General features: G+C 73.3%; 14 protein-coding genes and 2 pseudogenes. 6 read left to right on the top strand and 10 right to left on the bottom strand.

Annotated features, from left to right (window positions below):
* Positions 1-244, bottom strand: a 244-nt coding sequence (locus tag FF36_RS27170) for a DUF4277 domain-containing protein (protein WP_199865480.1), incomplete at its 3' end; no start/stop codon positions are given.
* 554 nt (positions 245-798) lie between these two features.
* Here FF36_RS27170 and FF36_RS27160 point away from each other — a divergent pair.
* From FF36_RS27160 to FF36_RS27145, 4 genes are all read left to right on the top strand, one after another.
* Positions 799-1431, top strand: a complete 633-nt coding sequence (locus FF36_RS27160) for an alpha-ketoglutarate-dependent dioxygenase AlkB (protein ID WP_044888044.1) — start codon at positions 799-801, stop codon at positions 1429-1431.
* A 202-nt stretch (positions 1432-1633) separates the two neighbouring features.
* Positions 1634-2668, top strand: a complete 1035-nt coding sequence (locus tag FF36_RS27155; protein WP_236706378.1) for a magnesium transporter CorA family protein — start codon at positions 1634-1636, stop codon at positions 2666-2668.
* Between the two features lie 573 nt (positions 2669-3241).
* A complete protein-coding gene (locus FF36_RS27150) occupies positions 3242-3847 on the top strand; it encodes a hypothetical protein (RefSeq protein ID WP_236706379.1) in 606 nt (201 codons plus the stop codon).
* Between the two features lie 888 nt (positions 3848-4735).
* On the top strand, positions 4736-5944 hold the full coding sequence (locus FF36_RS27145; protein ID WP_236706380.1) for an HAF repeat-containing protein: 1209 nt from the start codon (positions 4736-4738) through the stop codon (positions 5942-5944).
* A 194-nt stretch (positions 5945-6138) separates the two neighbouring features.
* Here FF36_RS27145 and FF36_RS40200 read toward each other — a convergent pair.
* The 3 genes and pseudogenes from FF36_RS40200 to FF36_RS27135 all read right to left on the bottom strand — a co-directional run.
* Positions 6139-6374 (bottom strand): annotated as a pseudogene (locus tag FF36_RS40200) (hypothetical protein); the annotation flags it as partial.
* A gap of 61 nt (positions 6375-6435) precedes the next feature.
* Positions 6436-6993 (bottom strand): annotated as a pseudogene (locus FF36_RS27140) (NADPH-dependent FMN reductase); the annotation flags it as partial.
* Positions 6994-7286: 293 nt separating this feature from the next.
* Positions 7287-8087: a TauD/TfdA dioxygenase family protein gene (locus FF36_RS27135; protein WP_044888033.1), complete on the bottom strand. Its 801-nt coding sequence runs from the start codon at positions 8085-8087 to the stop codon at positions 7287-7289.
* A 743-nt stretch (positions 8088-8830) separates the two neighbouring features.
* On the opposite strand from FF36_RS27135, the gene FF36_RS27130 reads away from it, so the two are divergent.
* Positions 8831-9682, top strand: a complete 852-nt coding sequence (locus tag FF36_RS27130; RefSeq protein ID WP_044888032.1) for an SGNH/GDSL hydrolase family protein — start codon at positions 8831-8833, stop codon at positions 9680-9682.
* A 102-nt stretch (positions 9683-9784) separates the two neighbouring features.
* Here the strand turns inward: FF36_RS27130 and FF36_RS27125 are convergent.
* The 5 genes from FF36_RS27125 to FF36_RS27105 form a co-directional block, all read right to left on the bottom strand.
* A partial coding sequence (locus FF36_RS27125) for an alpha/beta hydrolase (RefSeq protein ID WP_242422920.1) occupies positions 9785-10789 on the bottom strand: 1005 nt, incomplete at its 3' end.
* A 291-nt stretch (positions 10790-11080) separates the two neighbouring features.
* A partial coding sequence (locus FF36_RS39245) for a class I SAM-dependent methyltransferase (protein ID WP_277912995.1) occupies positions 11081-11482 on the bottom strand: 402 nt, incomplete at its 3' end.
* A gap of 152 nt (positions 11483-11634) precedes the next feature.
* Complete coding sequence (locus FF36_RS31835; protein WP_157867002.1) at positions 11635-12255, bottom strand: class F sortase; 621 nt, start codon at positions 12253-12255, stop codon at positions 11635-11637.
* A 218-nt stretch (positions 12256-12473) separates the two neighbouring features.
* Positions 12474-13856: a DUF4397 domain-containing protein gene (locus FF36_RS27110; protein ID WP_242419743.1), complete on the bottom strand. Its 1383-nt coding sequence runs from the start codon at positions 13854-13856 to the stop codon at positions 12474-12476.
* Positions 13857-14891: 1035 nt separating this feature from the next.
* Positions 14892-15680 (bottom strand): flavin reductase family protein, encoded by a 789-nt coding sequence (locus tag FF36_RS27105; RefSeq protein WP_044888028.1) that lies wholly within the window; start codon positions 15678-15680, stop codon positions 14892-14894.
* 329 nt (positions 15681-16009) lie between these two features.
* On the opposite strand from FF36_RS27105, the gene FF36_RS27100 reads away from it, so the two are divergent.
* A complete protein-coding gene (locus FF36_RS27100) occupies positions 16010-18139 on the top strand; it encodes a serine/threonine-protein kinase (RefSeq protein ID WP_044888027.1) in 2130 nt (709 codons plus the stop codon).
* A gap of 175 nt (positions 18140-18314) precedes the next feature.
* Here FF36_RS27100 and FF36_RS27095 read toward each other — a convergent pair whose 3' ends face one another.
* Positions 18315-18833, bottom strand: a complete 519-nt coding sequence (locus FF36_RS27095; RefSeq protein ID WP_044888026.1) for a DUF6328 family protein — start codon at positions 18831-18833, stop codon at positions 18315-18317.
* Between the last annotated feature and the right edge of the window lie 67 nt (positions 18834-18900).

Below are 18900 nucleotides of genomic sequence, written 5' to 3'. Positions count from 1 at the left end.
CCTCCTCGACCGCCCAGGCCGCCGCCCAGTCGGCGACCCGGACCATCGCGGTCGGGCAGGTCAACCGGTTGGCGATGAGGACCTCGATGACCTGGCCGTGGGTCAGCCGGGCGTCCTCGCGGACCGGGCAGAGTCGGTCGACGACGCTGGCCACCCCAAGCCGGCGCAGGAAGTCCCGCACGACCGGCAGCGCGCCGAGCATCTTCTCCACGCTCGGAGGTCCATAACCCGCCACGACCGTCACAGGCGGGAACCGTGCCAGGCCCACCACTCCACCCCNCGGCAAACCCGACACGGAACAACCAAAAGATCACGGAACTGTCACATCGCACGAACGTGCGAAGGACAGGGTTCACCTGGGACCCCGCCGCCCGGCTCGCCCGCGTCATGACCGTGGCCTCCCGGCGCAAGGCACGCAACGTGCGGGCGCGACCGGGAGGACGGGTGTCCGTCTGCCAGGTCGACGGTGGCCGCTGGCTGACCCTGGAGGGCCCCGCCGCGGTGTCGGACGAGCCGGGCCGGGTCGCCGCGGGCGTGCGCGCATACACCCGGCGGTACCGGTCGCGTCCGCCCGACCTGCCCGGGCTGATCGTCATCGAGATCGCTGTCGACCGGGCGATGGGCCTGTACTGACCGGCGCCGGTGGTCCGCGGTCGTCTCGACGGTGCGGACGCAGCCGGAGTCGACGGCGGCGGCCCTTCCTTCTCGCCGCCGGCGTGCATGCCGGGGCCCGGGCGGTTCGCGCAGCGCCGCCGCCGGTCCCGTCCTGATCGAACGGGTGTTTGATAGCCTGGAGTGGTGGACGTCGCCCCGTTCCAGGCCTCGCTGCTCGATGCGGCGGCGTCGGTCGAGGTTGGTCCGCTCGCGGGGGACGTGCGCCGGCGCGCGCTGTCCGCGGGCGCGTGGGTGGATCTGCGGCCGCGCTGGATCGAGGGGGCGGACGCCCTGTTCGAGCGGCTGCGCGACGGGGTCCCCTGGCGGGCCGAGCGGCGCTCCATGTACGAGCGGGTGGTCGACATCCCGCGGCTGCTGGCCTTCTATGGTGGCGGCGAGGTGCTGCCCGACCCGGCACTGGCGGCAGCGCGGGACGCCCTCGACGAACACTATGCGGCCGAGCTGGGGGAGCGGTTCGTCACCGCGGGGCTGTGCCTGTACCGCGACGGGCGCGACAGCGTCGCCTGGCACGGTGACCGGATCGGGCGCGGTGGCCGGCAGGACACGATGGTGGCGATCGTCGTGCTGGGTTGCCCCCGGCCGCTGCTGCTGCGCCCGCGTGGCGGCGGCCCGGCGCTGCGCTTCGAGCTCGGCCATGGCGACCTGATCGTCATGGGCGGTAGCTGCCAGCGCACCTGGGATCACGCCGTGCCCAAGTCGTCCCGCCCGGTGGGTCCGCGGATCAGCGTCCAGTTCCGCCCGCGCGACGTGCGCTGAGCTCCCCGCCGACGGGGAGCGCCCGGCGGCTGCGGCGCGGGTGAACCCGCCAACCGGATCCGAACAGGTGCAGTCCGACTCCCACCGCGACGCGGTGTCCGATTCCTCAGCACCGCGGTGGGAGTGACCCGGCTGGCGCGGGTACCGCCTTCGCAGCGGAGCGGTCGCGGGGTCGCAGGCAGGCGAAGGGGTGGTGGAGGCCATGGTCGATCAGGGCGGTTCCGGGGGTGTGGGGCTGGCCGGCGCGCCCCCGCGCCACCCCGGCGGCGAGGTGCGGACCAGAGCCTTCCGCGGCGGCGTGCTGACCGAGGAGAACTTCCCCCTCGCCGACGTCCACCGTTTCCGCGGGGACGACGACACGGTGGTCTGGCTGGACCTGTGCGCCCCGGACGCCGAGCAGATCCACCTCGTCGCCGACGAACTGCGCCTGGACCCGCACGCCGTCGAGGACGCGCTGTCGGCCGGCGAGCGGGCGAAGCTGGACCGCTACCCGACCCACCTGTTCCTCAACACCTACGCCGTGCGCCTCGACGTGGCCTCCGGGGAGCTGGTCAGCCAGGAGATCTCGGCGTTCATCGCCGGGCGGACGCTGGTCACCGTGCGCCCCGACGACACGTTCGACCTCGGCGCGGTCCTGCGCCGCTCGAACGACGCCGACCTGGCCGCGCACGGTGTCGGCTACCTCGTCCACGGGATCATCGACGTCGTCGTCGACGGCTACTTCACCGCCGTGCAGGCCCTGGACGGCGCGCTGGAGGACCTCGAGGACATGCTCTTCGACGAGGACGTTCCGGAACAGACCGTCCACCGGCGCAGCTTCGAGCTGCGCAAGAGCCTGGTCCAGCTCCGCCGGGAGATCCTGCCCATGCGCGAGGCGGTGAACGGCCTCATGCGCCGCGACACCGGCCTCGTCACCGACGGCCTGGTCGCCTCCTACCAGGACGTCTACGACCACGTGCTGCGCGCCACGGAGTGGACCGACAGCCTGCGCGACATGATCAACTCGATTCTGGACACCAACCTGACGATCCAGAGCAATCGGCTCAACCTCGTGATGAAGAAGATGACGGGCTGGGCGGCGATCATCGCCGTGCCCACCCTCATCACCGGCTTCTTCGGCCAGAACGTCCCCTACCCGGGCAACGGCGAGAGCTGGGGGTTCTCCGTCGACCTGGTCATCCTCGTGCTGTCCGCGGCGATCCTCTACGTCGTGTTCCGCCGCAAGGGCTGGCTGTGAGGGCCGGCCGCGAGGGCGGCTACGGGCCCAGTGCCAGCGCGGGCACCGTCCCGATCCGCCTACGCAACCCGTTTTCGACCGGACGACGACGGCCATCGAGGATCTCGCCGCGGCGGTCGGCGCGGGCATCCCGAAGCGCTCCCCACCGCGACAAGAAGGTGCGTGGCCGGGGCTCGATGGGCTTCACGATTCCGCCTACGAAAAGGAAACCTTGCGCTGATTTGTCTTTTGCTTCGGAATCTGCCAGCCCGGTGATCAGGCAGAATACAGCCACTGTAAGGCGTCTAGCGGACCTGCATCGATGTTGACGACCTGGCTGTGATCCGCTGCGTTGAGTTCCTTACGTGAGAGGGGATGCCAGGCCGATTCTCCGGGCTTGGGTCGGGTATAGTTCCGCGCATGAATCAGCAGGCGCCATCGGCTCGGCGGCGCGCTCCGGTCCGCTTCGTTTCTCCGATTCCGCCGCCCGCGGGGTAGCCGCCGATGAGTGAGATCCGGCGTCGGACCAGGGCGGACAAAGGGTCCATCCGACTCAATCGACGTGACCTATTCGCGCTGGAGTGGATCTATGATATGGCCGCCATCTTCGAGTCGGACATTCCCCATCTCCTGGATCCGAAGAAGCCCATCACGAGGAACGCCGTGCGGGCGATCGTCCGGCGGTGGGAAAGCGCGGGCATCGTCCACGCGGGGCATGCTCTCACCTACCAGGGTCGGCTGGTCCACCTCACCCAGGCGGGGACCCGCCTGGTCATCCGAGCCGATCTCGACACCGCCCCGGTCGCCGATTCTCCCGTCATGGAGGTCATTCATCAGGCCCTGGTGGCGCGGGCCCGGCTGCGCATCGAGGCGCGCGGTGTGACGGGAACACCCGTGCAGACCTGGGTGAGCGCACGTCGATGGCGCGTGGAGAACATGCGGAAGGTCGAGTACGACATGCCCGATCCGGACGGCCTGGTCTGTCTGGAAGACGGCAGGGTCGGCGTGGTCCAGCTCTGTCACACGGTGGTGGAAGTCCAGCGGCTCCAGCCCTTCCTCGCCGGGCTTTCGGTGCAGTATCCCGTGGTACTGCTGGCGATTCCGCAGGACCTGTTGGCGAGGGTGGAGGACGTGCTCGTCCACGAGCGAGCGGGCCACCGGGACCGCGTTGGCGACGCCCTGCAGATCGTCGCTCTGTAAACACGACAACGTCCACGACTCGTGATCACCCGGCGGGTGGTCACGCGGTCGTACGGGCGTTGGACGTTGGGCCGCGTCGAGTCGCCGCGCAATGTGGCGGGGATCGCGGCGTGGCAGGGATCGCGGCGTCACCCGCCAAGCGTTCGACATCGACCAGGAACACGGATCTCGCGGCCACCGACCGAAACTCTCACGCGAGGGTAGGTTTGGTCGCCGTTCAGGAATATCCGTTCCGGTGTATTCGGGCGCGCAGTCGCCGCCGCCACGGCCCGGCCTGGCGGCGTCGCGCCGCCCCGTCCGGGGAGCGCCGTTGGTTCCCCGGTCGCCACATCCTGATCGAAAGGCATGTGCCCTGCCCCGCTCGGTAGCCACTGCGGGCCGATTGGCGGGCCTGACGGCGGTGACCGGCGTGCTATCGGCGTCCAGCGGATCGGATGGGTCGGCTGCGTCGGCCCCTGGTCCTGCCGCAACCGACAATAGCTGCCGTCCGGAAGTCTGACCGCTCCGCACGACATTGGCGAGGACGCACACCGGCGGAGACACGATGCCGGGACTTTAGTCCCGAGGTCCCGTGTGGCGCGCCGCGGGTGGGCTCCGCGGAAGACTCGTCGGATACGGCGAACTAGTGCCTGGTCAAATATTGGTCATGGACAGCTTGTATTGCCAGCCTGGGGTATCTGGATTCCTCGGACGCGGATCCGTCGCCGGGCCTGCGGAGTCGTGTCGCGGCCGGCCATCTGATCGTCGCGTGGGATAGTGCCGACCCGTGGGACGGGCCGGGGGTCGGGGTGAGTTCGCTGCACGCGACGGCCCTCCGCGCAGCAACGGCTACGTCGGCAACAGGCGTGAAGGGAATCCTGAGTGGGAAATCGACGTGTCTTTGTACAGATGGGTTTGCTGTCGGCGCTGACGCCCGTCCTGCCGGTCGGCCGGGGCCGCGGCGGCACCCGTTCGAGGTCGCGGTCCGGCGCGGCCCTCGACGGGGCCGGTGGCCGCGACGCCTCGGCCGCGATGATCCCCGTGCAGCCGTCCGCGGGCGTTCGGCCCGCCCCGCGCGCCCTGGCCGCCACGGGCATCCCCGACCCCACCGGGGTGGGACCCGGCCAGGTGACCTGCGGGGACGTCGACGGCCTGATGGCCGGCTTCTGGCAGCGTTCCGCCTTCGAGGTGGCCGGCTTCGTCTGGCGGGCCGGTGTGCTGCGGGTCCTGCCGCTGAGCAGCCGTCCCAACGCCATCAACGAGTCGGGCGTCGTCGTCGGCGACCTCGTCAGCCACTACACCCGGCAGGCGTTCCGCTGGGCCCATGGCACCCACCAGCCGCTGGGCTACCTCGGCGGGACCGACGAGCTGGGCGGCCGGTGGAGCCAGGCCGTCGGCGTCAACGTCCGCGGACGGATCGTGGGCACCACCAGTGTCGCAGGCGGTGACCGGCACGCCTACGTCTGGGCCGGCAACGCCATGACCGACCTGGGGACGCTCGGCGGGTCGTCGAGCGAAGGAGTGGCCATCAACGACCTGGGGCAGGTCTGCGGAACCAGCGTGACAGCGACCGGTCACAGCCATGCCTTCGTCTGGTCGAACGGGCACATCTACGATCTCGGCACCCTCGGTGGCACCTGGAGCCGGGCGGTGGGGCTGAATGCCCGGGGTCAGGTGGCGGGGACGAGCGAGAGGGTGGGCGGGCAGAGTCGGGCCTTCCTGTGGGAGCGCGGGGCGTTGTGTGACCTGGGCGTTCTTTCCGGCGACCAGCAGAGCGAGGCGGTCGGGATCAACGACAACGGCGACATCCTGGTGCGCAGCATCGGAACGCAGACCAACGCGTTCGTCTGGAGCCGCGGCCGGCGCACTCCGATCACGGGTTTCGGGCTGCGCGTCGATCCGGGTGGCATCAGTGCGCGGGGCTATGTCTGCGCGACCGCGCTCAACGCCGCTGGCAACGATCATGCCATCCGCTGGTACCGGGGAACCACCACCGATCTCGGCACGCTCGGCGGCGACTACAGTTTCGCCGCGGCGATCACCGGGGCCCAGACGGTGGTGGGAAGCTCCGCGGTCGCCGGGGCGTTCGTGCCCCAGGCCGCGCTCTGGACGCTGTGATGTCCCGCGGTTGGCGAGGGCAAGGCAGGCCGGGCGCCCCTGACCGCCCGGCCGGGCGGTCAGGGGGCGCCGGGCCCCGTCCGCGCCGCCCGCCGCGGCGGGCGCGGCGGACCGTGGAGCCGTGCCGGTGGAGCAGGAGGCGGTCGCCGTAGGCGCCCGTCGTCCAACTCCCCGCTGCTTCGGAGCGCCGTGCGCTACCGAGCCGATTGAGCCGCCGGCAGGTAGGCATCCAGCTCGCCGGGCCCGAACCGGCACAGCCCCATCGACCACCAGAACTCCCCGGCCACGCTGCCCACCACCGTGGAGGTCCCGTCCGGCCGATGCACGGCCCATCCCCCGTCCCGCAGCCCGATCATGATCGCGATCGGATCGCCGGTGGCCGCGTCCCACAGCCGACAGGTGTCGTCGGTACCTGCGGTGGCGAGGCGGGNGTCGTCGGGGGNGAAATCTGCCGACCAGACGCGGGCGGTGTGGCCGGTGAGGGTGTGGGTTCAGGAGTCGGCGTAGGGCTCGGCGGCGCGGGCGTGGCGCAGGGCCCGGCCCCACCAGCCCAGTCGGTCGAGCAGCCGGTTCGCCGCGGCGGACGCCGGCGAGCCCGCGGTGCCCGCCGGGCCGCCCGCGGCGAAGTCCTCGGCGCTCGGGCCGTGGAAGCTGACGCCGTCGCGGACGGTGACGGCGTGCTGCTCGGCGAAGACGGCGCGCAGGTGCTCGACGGCCCGCAGGCCGCCGCTCACCCCGCCGTAGGAGACGAACCCGACGGGCTTGGCGAACCACTCCTGGCGGTAGGTGTCGATGACGTTCTTCAACGCCGCCGGGTAGCTGTGGTTGTACTCCGGGGTGACCACGACGAACCCGTCCGCGGCGGCGAGGCGCTCCCCGAGCGCGCGGACGAGCCGCTCGGGCGGCGAACCGGGGGCGGCGGCCATGTCGGCGGGCAGCGGGAAGGCGGCCAGGTCGAGGACGTCGAGGTGGACGTCGTCGCGGTCGCGGGCGTGGCCGGCGAACCAGTCCGCGACCGCCGGCCCCAGCCGTCCCGCCCGCACGCTGCCNACGACCAGGGCGAGCGCGAGCGGGCGGGAGGCCTCGTCGGTAGCTGTCGGGGTGGTGGCTGTCGGAGTGGCGGGTGCCGGGCCGGCCGGTGCTGGGGCGGCCGGTGCTGGGGCGGCCGGTGCTGGGGCGGGCGGTGTCGGGGCGAACGGCGGCGTCGAGGGTGGCATGGCGCGGGTCTCCTCCGGGCGTCGCGTCGGGTGCCGCGGTGGTCATCCGATCACGTGCACCCAGCCTGAAAGCTGAACCCGACTTCAAGTCAAGGGCATCGATTCCCCCGGTCCGCCCGGGGCGGTCACGGGTGCAGCGCGGCGAGGCAGATCCGCACGAGGTGGCGGGTGTCGGGATCGTGGTCACCGGTGCCGCTGTGCAGGACGGCCCGGTTGTCCCACATCACGATCGTCCCCGGCGTCCAGTGCAGGCGGAGCTGGTGCTCCGGGCGCAGGTACGCGGCGCGCAGCTCGGCCACCAGCGCGTCACTGTCGGGCGGGCTCATCCCGAGGATCAGTGGGCTGTCCCAGTCCGGCAGGTTGATGTACAGGTAGTGCTCGCCGGTGTGCGGGTGCCGGCGGACCAGCGGGTGCGCGACGATGGGGCGTTCGTCGCCGGGTTCGCGCGCCACCCCGCGGCCGTGGGTGACGTACCGGCCGGTCGCCAGCGCGCGCAGCTCGGGGGTCAGCGCCTGGTAGGCGGCCACGCCGCTGGCCCACAGGGTGTCGTTGCCCACGGGCGGCACGCGCACGGCCCGCAGGACCGTCGCCACCGGTGGTGCGGGCAGGCTGCTGGCGTCGAAATGCCAGCCGACGCTGCCGCCGTGGACCTCGTGCACGCCGGGACGGGCCGGCTCGGGGTCGACGACGCTGGTGAACACCAGGATCGGGCCGAATGCCTCGGCGAACGCGACCTGACCGGCGGTGTCCAGCGCCTGGTCCCGGAAGACCAACACTCCGTGCTGGAAAAGAAGTGTACGGAGCAGCGCGCGCCGTTCCGGGGTCAGGCCCGTTCGCAGGTCGATTCTGCTGACTTCCGCGCCGAGCCTCGGTGCCAGGGGGAGGATGGTGAGGTCGGCGACCGCCGACGAATGGTGTCGAGTCATTGCACCCGTCCGCGGGAGTTGGGCGTGGATGGAGGGATGGGCGCCGGTCGGGCGTCGGGGCAGGCTGGGGCTGAGCGCAGGCCGGGCGCCGAGCGCAGGCCGGGCGCCGAGGGCAGGTCGGGCGCCGAGGGCAGGCCGGTGACCGGGCGGAACGTCGGCGGCGACCGGGGCCGTCGAGGAGGCCGGCGGCGTGGCGGCACGTTCGTCGCCGCTCACGGGCTCGCCGGTCGGTACGCGGTAGCTGGACCGGATCCGCGCGCCCCACCCGGGCGGGAGTTTCCGCGGCGAGAGGGATGAGGGAAGCAAACCATATCTGTCCGGAGGTCGGGGATCGATTCTCCGTTACGGCGCGGTAAACACCGCCGGTGGCGGTCTCGGGTATTCGTCGGGCACGTTTGGTGATGGTCGTCGCCCCGGCGTGCGGCGGGCGATGGCACCGGGCCGGACAACGGCGGTCGCCCGCTCGGAAGTCCCTTCCGGCGCCGCCTGCGGTACCCGGTGGTGCCGGCGGATCGGCTGGCGGCGACGACTCTCGCGGGTAAAATCTGGGCCTGCCCGCGGCACGCTGCCCGCCGCCCGCGTCGCGTTCGCCGAGCACCGCCCGCGGGACGTCGCCGGCCTCGCGTCGCGAAGCCGTTCGACCCGCCGGTGACGAACGACGCCGGCCGGTCGGGCACGGGTGCCGCGGGCGGGGATCGATCGCCGGGGGACGCGCCACCCGTCGGTGGCCGGAGGGGGGAGCGATGATCGGGCGAGGCCGGTTGCTGCTGTCGGCGGGGGCCGCGGGCAGCGGTGCGTTCGTGGGGGCGGGCGTCGGGGTGTGGCGCCTGGCGCTGTATCAGGGCGGCGCGGCCGACGGCCGGGTGCGGCCGCTGACCACCCCCGCGCCGCCGGTGCGCGAGTTCTATGGCAACCCGACGCATCCGCCGTTCACCCTCGGGATCCTCGGCGACTCCAGCGCCCAGGGCACCGGTGTGCACGACTACGACGACACCCTCGGCGGCTGGCTGGCCCGCGCCCTCGCCGGCGGTGACGCCCTCGCCGGCGGTGACGGTGGCGGCGAGGGCGGCGGTGGCGGTGTCGGCGGCGATCACGGTGGTGGCCGGCATGTGCGGGTCATCAGCGCCGCCCGCGACGGCGCCCGCGCCGAGCATCTCGCCGCCCAGGTCGCCCGGGTCGCCCCCGCGGCACCCGACCTGGCCGTCATCTCCATCGGCGTCAACGACATCCGCAATCGCACCTCCCCGGCGGCCGCCGCCCGCCACCTCGCCGGCGCCGTCACCGACCTGCGCCGCGGGGGCGCCCAGGTGATCGTCGGTACCACGCCCGACCTGAGCGTCATCTCCGCCGTCCGCTCGCCGCTGCGCGAGGTCCTCTGGCTGCTCGGCCTGCTGCTCGAACGGGCGCAGACGCCGGCGGTCGCCGCGGCCGGCGGCACGCCGGTGACCCTGCGGACCGCCGTGTCACGGCGCTTCGGTGCCGACCCGACCCTGTTCGCCCCCGACGGACTGCACGCCTCCGCGCGGGGCAATGCCCTCATCGGCGCCCACCTGCTCGCCGCCTACCGGTCCGCCACGCCGCCGGCCCGGGACTGACGGGGTGCGGCCAGGCCCGGGCCAGTATCGATCGTCAGCGCATCCGCCGGGGAGCTCGGCGGGTCGAGTCGGCGCTCAGGCGTTGATCGCGGNGAGCAGGGNGGGCAGGGAGGCGTCGAACTCCCGGGACCAGTAGGGCCAGGTGTGCACGCCGGGGCTGTAGAAGTGCGTGATGAGCAGCGGATCGCCGGTCGCGCCGGGGTGCGCGGCGACGTACGCGTCGGTGAGGTGCTGGGCGACCGCCTGGCTCTCGGTGTTCGTGATCTTCTCCAGGTTGACCACACCGGGGTCGGCGTCGTTCGGGCCCGGTGTGCCGTCCCCGGACGAGATGTAGACCGGGATGGAGGTCAGGTTGTCGACCAGGTAGTACGGGTCGTGCTGCTGCCAGGTCGCCGCCCCGGACGCGGTCGTCGGGTCACCCCACAGGGCGTTGATGTCCTTCCCGGACCCCGCCAGGAGCATCTGGAACTGCTGGGGGTTGCCGAAGGGGTGGGCGACGCCGCTGTAGGCGGCCACGGCCTTGAAGTCGCCGGGATGGCGGCCCACGTAGGACAGCGCGCCGAATCCGCCCATCGACAGGCCGGCGATCGCCCGGTCGGAGCCGGCCCGGTAGTTGCGTTCGAGGAGCTGGCGTAGCTCGACCGTGTGGAAGGTCTCCCAGCGGGCCGGGTCGTTGACCCAGTCGCTGTACCACCCGGCACTGCCGCCGTCGGGCATGGCGACGATCACGTTGCGGCCGGCGGTCTGGCTCTCGACGTCGGTGTTCTCCGACCAGTCGGTGTGGTCGGACGCCATGTCGCTGCTGCTCGCCCCGCCGTGCAGCAGGTACAGCACCGGCCAGGTCCGGTCGGGTTGGGTGTCGTAGGAGGTCGGCAGCAGCAGGCGCACGGACTCGTCGGCGTTCATGGCCGTCGAGTGGATCGTGAGGTCGACCAGGCGCGCGTCGCCGGCTACGGGGGAGGTGACACAGGTGATCGACGATCCGTCGTCGCTGCTGGTCCCCGTCGCCGGGCACGTCGCCGCCTGCGCCGGGGAGCCCCCGACGGCCAGGCCGACCAGCGTGCTCACCGCGATCATCGAGGGCAGCAGGATCCGCCGTCTCCACATCCGCGTTCTCATAGGCGCAACATTAGGCGAATCGTCCGTTTACGTTCAATTTGTACTAGTTGATGCTACAAAACGGCTGGTCAGGGCTTATCTGCGGTGGACGCTCACGGCGTAGCCGGGGGCAGCGGCCCGCCCCTCGCCGCGGTCGAGGGGGGCGTCGCCGGTCTCGCCGGTCTCGAAGGGTGTGCGCTGCCAGGTGGCGAACCGGCGGTCGAGGGTGAGGCCGGCGGCGGCGCACCAGCCGTCGTAGTCCGCCAGCTCGAAGGGAGCGGCGGGCAGGGGGNGGNGNGNGGNGTCGAGCCCGAACCCGGCCACGAGCAGGCCGCCGGGGGCGAGGCGGCGGGCGAGACCGCGCAGGATCGCGGCCTCCGTCCCCGGGGCGAGCAGCGCGATGACGTTGCCGGCGGCGACGATGAGGTCGAACGGCCCGTCGGTGGCGGGCGGCGCGCCGGCCGGTTCGGGCGCCCCGGACGCGACGGGTGCGTCCAGGTCGGCGAGGTCGGCGAGGATCCAGCTGACGGCGGCGGACCGGTCTCGGGCCACACCGAGCATCGAGGGGTCGGCGTCGACCCCGACGCATCGGTGGCCCAGCTCCGCCAGCCGGATTGCCACCCGACCGGTGCCGCAGCCCGCGTCCAGGATCCGGGACTCGGCGGGCGCCAACGCGTGGCAGAACGCCGCCTCGCCGTGCACATCGACCCCGGCGGCGGCAAGCTGCACGAACCGGTCCGCGTAACGCCGGCCCGACCTGCCTGCGGTGAGTGACTCCCAGCGGGTCGTCACGCTGGGACTGGTCTGGTCGGGAGCATTCACGTCCCAGCTATACCGGATCCGCGAGACACCGATCAGACGGGAAGGGCGAGAACGATCAGGTTGTCACGGTAGCTGTGCGTGGCGGTGTTGAACGCCCCGCCGCAGGTGATGAGGGCCAGGCGGGGCGGGCCGTCCGTCCGGAAGACTCCCGTGTCCGCGAGCCTGGTCTTCACGACGTGCCGGCGGGTCACCACCCGGTAGTCGTGCTTCGTGCCGTCGGCGCTGGTGACGACGACCAAGGCCCCTATCTCGACCCGGCTGAGCGGGTAGAGGGCGCCGGGGCGGCCGTTGTAGTCGACGTGCCCGGCGAGCACGACCGTCCCCGATGAGGCACCCGGGGCCCCGCCTCCTGCCCACCATCCCAGCGTCGCCGGGTCGACCGGCACGTTGAGCGCGCGCGTGGTCGCGTTGACGGAGGCCACCGTCACCGGCGCCGAGATGCTTAGGCTCGCCACGGCGACGGCCGTCGGCCGGCGTCGTAGGACCGCCTCCGGATCGGTGGACGGCGACGGTGACGCGGTGCCCGCCGCGGCGCCCGTTCGGGTGGAACTCGCGAACGCCGCCGGCCCCTGCGACGCCGCCGCCCGCGGGGAGGCGGCCGCCGTCGCGCCCGCGGCGAGCGAACCGACGTCGCCGGGGGGTCTCGACGCCACCCATCCGGCCATGCCACTGCCGCCGACGACGCCCGCGACCGTCGCCGTGACCACCAGTAGGCGGCGGCCACGGCGACGTCGACGGGTCCGCGCCAGCCGGGTGCCCGGTGGTCTGGGCCGATCAGGCCCGCCCGTGATCGGCTCCTGGCTCGCGGCCGGTGCGGCCGATCCGTCCTCGGGCGGCGGACCGGCCGTCACCGTTCGTCGGCGAGACTCGATCATCCCTGTCGGCGGGCCAGCCACGCTCGGCGGCGCTGCCACCCGAACAGGACCCCGGCCGATCCGACCGCGAGGCCGAGCGCCCCGATGGCCAGCACGGGCGGGTGGTCGTCATCCGCGGCCAGTCCGCTGTTGCCGGCGTTGACCGAGGTGGGCGAGTTCGCGGCCTGGTGGGACAGCCAACTGTAGGAGCCGGGGCCACCGACGATGTAGAGGTTGGTCGTCGATCCGGGCTTGGTCGGCACCGTCTGGGCCGGCACCAGCGGCTTGCCCGTGGTGTCGGTCACGGTGACCGTGTGCGATCCCCCCGACCCTGGCGTGCCGCCACCTGGGGTGCCGCCACCAGGGACGCCGCCACCTGGGGCGCCGCCGCCGGGGGTGCCGCCACCTGGGACGCCGCCACCTGGGCCGCCGCCGGGGGTGCCGCCACCTGGGCCGCCGCCGCCGGGGACGCCGCCACCTGGGGTGCCGCCGCCAGGGGTGCCGCCGCCGGGGGTGCCGCCACCTGGGGTGCCGCCGCCGGGGACGCCGCCACCTGGGGTGCCGCCGCCGGGGACACCGCCACCGGGAGTGCCGCCGCCAGGGGTGCCTCCGCCGGGGGTGCCTCCGCCGGGGACGCCTCCGCCGGGAGTGCCGCCGGGGACGCCGCCGACACCGGGCACGCAGGGGACGCTGTCCTTGGGCTTGTCGGTGACGCAGGGCACGGTGCCGACGCCGGGCACGCCCCCGACTCCGGGCACGCCGCCGACGCCCGGCACGCCCCCGACGCCGGGCACGCAGGGGACGCCGTCCTTGGGCTTGTCGGTGACGCAGGGCACGCCCACGCCGCCGACACCAGGCGTGCCGACACCAGGCGTGCCGACACCAGGCACGTCGACGACGGGCGGACCGACGTAGACGCAGGGGAGGCCGTCCTTGGTCTTGCCGGTGATGAGGCAGGGGAGCGCGTTGACGGCGACCTCAGGCGAGACGGAAGGGAAGGTCTGGACGACCTGACCGGTGCTCGGGACGTCGCCGACGTACTTGCCGTCGATCTTGATCTGGCCGGCCGCCAGCGCCGCGACGTCACGGACGACGATCGCCGACACGTTGGTCGGCCAGGCCTTACTGGTGGTGTCGTCGTAGACCCGCGCGAGAGGCTTGCCCGCGCCGTCGAGACCCACTGCGACCGAAAGCCGGGTGCCAGGGTGGATGGCAACGTCGGCGGCTGCCGATGGCGGCGCGCTCGCCGGCTGGCCGACAGGCCGGATCTCGACGCGGTGGGCCCCGGCAACCAGCGGCTTCGGGTCCGCGACCTGTTTGGCCACCAGGTCCTTGATCAGGGTCTGCCCGTCCATGGTGACGTCCGCCTTCATATCCGGCAGCCCCTGAACCAGCGTCACCAGTCCGGCATCCTTGTTCGGCGTTGGGGTCGCTGACGCCACGCCGGGCAGACCCAGCGTCAGACATCCCGTCGCCGCCACGGCGCCGATCGTTCGAGCGCCCGCTCTCAGATGAGAGCGTGTGATCCATTGCATTACTTTGAGCTCCCGGCGACGTCATCCAGAAATCTGGGCATTTGCACCTTACCGCGACGGGCTCGAGACGAAGATTGGGCTCCCCGCTACTCCGGCTCGAGAAGATGCACACGCGTGCAGACGGCCTCGCCAGGAGTGTGAGGCGAGGTCGGTCGCGCGGACTTCGCTGGCCGTTCGAGAGTGAAATGCCAGGTCAGAACGGTCGAACCGGCGTCTCAGACGGACGAGGTACCCCGCGGTGGGGGCGATACGAGGGACGTCCGGGGCGACCCTCGGTCAAAACTGCGATCGAAGTCGCGCCCTTGGTGGCGCAACCTTCTTCCGTCTGAAGGCGTGTCAAGTGCCGTCCGCACGGGTCGAACAGAGCCCTTTCGGGCTGTCAATCAACGAGATTCTCGGATTTCGGCCCGTCGCCGTGCGCCGTGCGCCGGTTGTTGGTCCGCCATGGACCGAGGGATGAAGGTTGAAAGTGGCTACCGGAAAGAGCCCACAAAAAGGGAGTAGCCCAATCGCGCAGGCTTTCTCCAGGCGCGGAGAAGGGGACGGCAGGTGAGGGCGGCTGTCGGCGCTTTCGATGATGGTGCCCGGCCGGGCCTGCCGAGGGCCCCCGAACGGGCGGGTCGCCCTCGATGGGCAGAAGGACCCGCCGGCCGGCCAGCCCCCGTGCCGGCGGGGTGACCGGGGCGGCACGGGCCGGTGTGGCCGGAAGGATCGGACTCCGGAACCACAAGATAATCAACGCTGTTGACGAATCGCTGGCGGCCTCAAAATGATCAAGAAGGCGGGCTGGCTGCTACCGAAAAGACGAAGGGCGGGGGTGGGACGGGCGATGCCCTCCCACGTCGGCGTCCGGTGCCTTGTGCGTGCCGGCTGGGTGCCCGCCGACGGGGAGACAAACCGTCATCGACCGTCCTTCGTCGGCGTAGACCGACCCGGGCGGACCGGGCGGGTCGCCCGGCGTGCGCGGATACCCAGATCGCCCTCGTCGGGTGCGGGCGGGCCGCCGACGCTCCTGCCGCCGTCCCCTCTACCGTTGCCGGCGCGGCCGTTGCCGGCGCTGCCGCCGCTGCCGTCACCGTCGCCGCCCCCGTCCTGCGGCGCCGCGGGAGTGGCGGCCTCGACGGGCGGGACGCCGGTGGCGGGACCGACGAACGTGCCGTAGCCACCGTCGTGGTAGACCAGCGGCGCGACGGACCGCTCCGCCCGGCTCTCGACCACCTCGGCCACCACCAGCCAGTGGTCGCCCGCGGGGATCCGGTCACGGATCCGGCAGCGCAGCCAGACCGCGGCGTCGAGCAGCAGCGGTTCCCCGGTGCCCAACGTCCGCCATCGCGTCGGCGCGGCGAACCGGTCGGCGCCCGGTGCCGCAAAACGGGCGGCCAGGTCGTGCTGGTCATGGGAGAGCAGGTGCACGACCAGGGTGTCCGCCGCGTGCAGTGTCGGGACGATCGACGAGCCCGCCGACAGCGACAGCGACACCAACGGCGGGCTCTGCGACAGCGACGCCACCGACGTCGCCGTGAACCCCACCGGGCCCTGCGCGCCGGTCAACGTCACGATCGTGACCCCGGCGGCGTGACGCCGGAAGGCACGGCGCAGCGCGGCCGCCGCGGCGCGATCCGCCGCGGCGGGGACTGGCAGCGGCGCGGGGAGTGGCGGCGCGGGCCGCGGCGGCGCGTGCTTCGGCATGGCCTCCACCCTGCGGCACGAGCGCGCCGCAGTGCAACGTCCGGACCCCCGAAGATCGGCCCGCCCGACCGGGGAGCGCTCAGCACCGATGGGCACCCGGTGCGGTGGCCTGCCCGGACGAACGGGACGGGTTGCGCGGCGCCGGTCGCCTCTCGCGCCGGCCGAAGCCGGTGGCCGCCGGGCCTCGGCGGTGCCGGCCCGGGGCCCGACACGATCGGGCTGTGGGATTGTGGGCGAACTCCACGCGCCATTTCACCCATCTTCCCGGTTTCGACGTCAGAGGATGGGTAGAGCGGGGAAATCCTCACGATCAGGGGGCAGTGCGAGCGATGGCGACCGACCGCGCCGCGGGCCAGGAACGTAGGCTCGCCGGTCGCTACCGGCTCGGGCGGGTGCTCGGTAGCGGCGGCGGCGGCGTCGTCCGCGAGGGCGAGGACACCCTGCTGCGCCGCCGGGTGGCCATCAAGGAGGTCCGGCGACCGCCGGTCGCGTCCCCGGCCGAGCGGGCGCTGCTCAGCGAGCGGGTGCTGCGCGAGGCCCGCGCCGCCGCCCGGCTGCGTCACCCCGGTCTGGTGACGGTCTACGACGTCCTCGACGCCGACGACCACACGTGGATCGTCATGGAGTACGTCGACGGCACCTCGCTCGCCGATCTCATCCGCGGCGCCGGCCGGCTGCCGCCACTGGAGGTGGCCCGCATCGGCGTCAGCCTCGCCTACGCCCTGGAGGCCGCGCATCGTGGTGGTGTCGTGCATCGCGACGTCAAGCCCGGCAACGTCCTCGTCACCGTCGACGGGCAGGCGCGGCTCACCGACTTCGGCATCGCCGTCACCGAGGGTGACGCGACCCTGACCGAGGCGGGGACGCTCGTCGGGTCGCCCGCCTACATCGCCCCCGAGCGGGCCCGCGGCGCCCGCGTCGGCGCCGCCGGGGACGTGTGGGGACTCGGCGCGACCCTGTTCACGGCCGTCGAGGGAGTGCCGCCGTTCGAGGGCGAGGGGCCGCTGGCCATCCTCGCGGCCGTGGTGGAGGACCGGCGTCGGCCGTTCCAGCACAGCGGCCCTCTGCGCGGGGTCCTCACCGAGCTGCTCGACTCCGACCCGGCGCGGCGCCCGTCGCTCGCCGAGGCCCGCGGCCGGCTGCGCGAGATCGCCGACCGGCTGGAGGAGACCGACCACACCCTCGACGGCACGCTGGTGGAGATCCCGCAGCTTGACCTGGACGGACTCAACGGCCTGGATGGCCTGGATGGCGCGGCCCCGCCGCCGGCGGCGACCTCGGGTCCGGCCGCGCGCCCCGCTGCGGCCGGCGCCCCCGGCCCCGCCGTGGGCGCCCCCGCCCCCGCTGCCGGGTCGCCAGCCGAGCCGCCAGGCCGACCTGCCCCGAGCGCCCGATCCACCCCCGCCGACCAGCCTGCCCCCGCCGACCAGCACGCTCCCGCCGACCAGCACGCTCCCGCCGATCAGCCTGCCTCCGCCGCTCTGGCCGCCCCCGCCGGCCCGCCCGGCCCGCCCGACCAGCCTGGCCTGGCTGGGCCGGGCGGCCTCGATGCCGGAGCGAGCTGGGATGGCCGGTCCGGTTCCGCCGGTGAACCCGACCAGGCTGTTCCGGCGGGTCTGGCCGCTGCGTCCGGAGCCGCGGGCGGGGTCGACCCGGCCGCGGCGCGCCGCGATCCGGCCGGGCCGGCGCGTCGGCGGCGCATCGCTGTGCTCGCCGCCGTCGCGGCCGTGGTGATCGCTGCCACGGCGATCGTGCTCGGCCTGGTCCTCGCGGACGGCGGCTCGCAGGCGTCCCCGCCGGCCGCCGCGACGTCGCCGGCCGCCCACGCCACGTCGCCGGCACCGCGGGCCTCGGCGACGGCCACGGCAGGGGCGGCGCCGGCCACGGCGACGTCGGCGCCCGCGACCGGCCCGACGCCGGCAGCCACGCCGTCCGCGGCGTCCACCGCGTCGCCCGCCGTGGCGCAGGTCGGCGACAACCTCGGCGCGCTCATTCCGGACACGACCGACCCCGCCGACGCCCCGGACGGCTACACCCTCCACCGGGACGGTAGCGGCTGGTCGGCGGCGCTACCCGCCGGCTGGCGGATCTCCGAGCGGGGCAACGGGCGGGTGATCACCACCGCGCCGTCCGGCCATCCGGATCTGTTCATCGACGTGCAGCCGAAGGCGGGCCCGTCCGCCATCGGCGCCTGGCAGGACCAGGAGCCCGCGGTCCGCGGGAGCTCCGCCGGCTACCGCCGCCTGTCCATCCGCCCCGCGGACGGCGGCGCCGGGACCAGTGCGGCGATCTGGGAGTTCACCTTCACCTCCGGCGGGCAGACCATCCACGTCCTCGACTTCGGGGTGGTCCGCAACGGGCACGGCTACGCGCTGCGCTGGCGGGTCCCGGAGCAGGGCTGGGACGCCGCCGTCGGCCAGATGCGTACGATCTTCGCCTCGTTCCGCCCCGGCCCCTGAGCCCTGGTTTCTGAGCCCTGGTTTCTGAGCGCCCGCGACGCGGCGGCGCGCACCGCGTGCCGGTCGGGGTCGACGAGGACGAACTCCTCCTCGACTCCGACCGTCCGTACACCCTCGGTCGTCATTGTCGCCAGTGTCCCGGCCGTACCTGCGCAAACGCCGGCGGTGGGCGGCGTCAGTCCGCCGTGCCCACCCGGGTGATCAGCGCCGGGATCGCCGCCCACAGCACCGTCAGGACGACCAGGGTGGCGCTCGCGGCGACCACGGCCGTGGTCCGGCCCTTGGTGACGTCGAAGATCAGCAGGACCACCCCGGAGATCGCCAGGGCCAGCACGGCGAGCCCGACCTGGGCGAGCCGGTTGGCGATCTGGACCAGCGTCTCCTTCTCGCGCCTGCGGAACAGGGCGCGGTGCAGACTCACCGGCATGATCAGCAGCCCCGTGGCCATGATCGACAGCAGCACGATCGCGAGGTAGAGCCACTCCTGACCGTCGGTGAGGTCGGCGAAGCGATTCTGAAACGGCAGGGCCAGCAGGAAGGCGGTCAGCAACTGCACGCCCGTCTGGGCCACCCGCAGCTCCTGCAGGATGTCGGCCCAGTTGCGGTTGCGTCGCTCCTGCGCGGACTCCGCGTCCTCCTGGTCGGCGCGCCGGCCCGGGCCGGGCAGGTCGGGTGGGTCGGTGCTGGCGGTCATGGCGGACGATCTACCCCGCTGACCCCGCCCCACACGAACCGGCCGACCGGGTGCATGACCCATCGGG

This window comes from Frankia torreyi (assembly GCF_000948395.1).
Taxonomy (GTDB): Bacteria; Actinomycetota; Actinomycetes; order Frankiales; family Frankiaceae; genus Frankia; species Frankia torreyi.
This window is presented reverse-complemented; position numbering and strand designations above follow the sequence as displayed.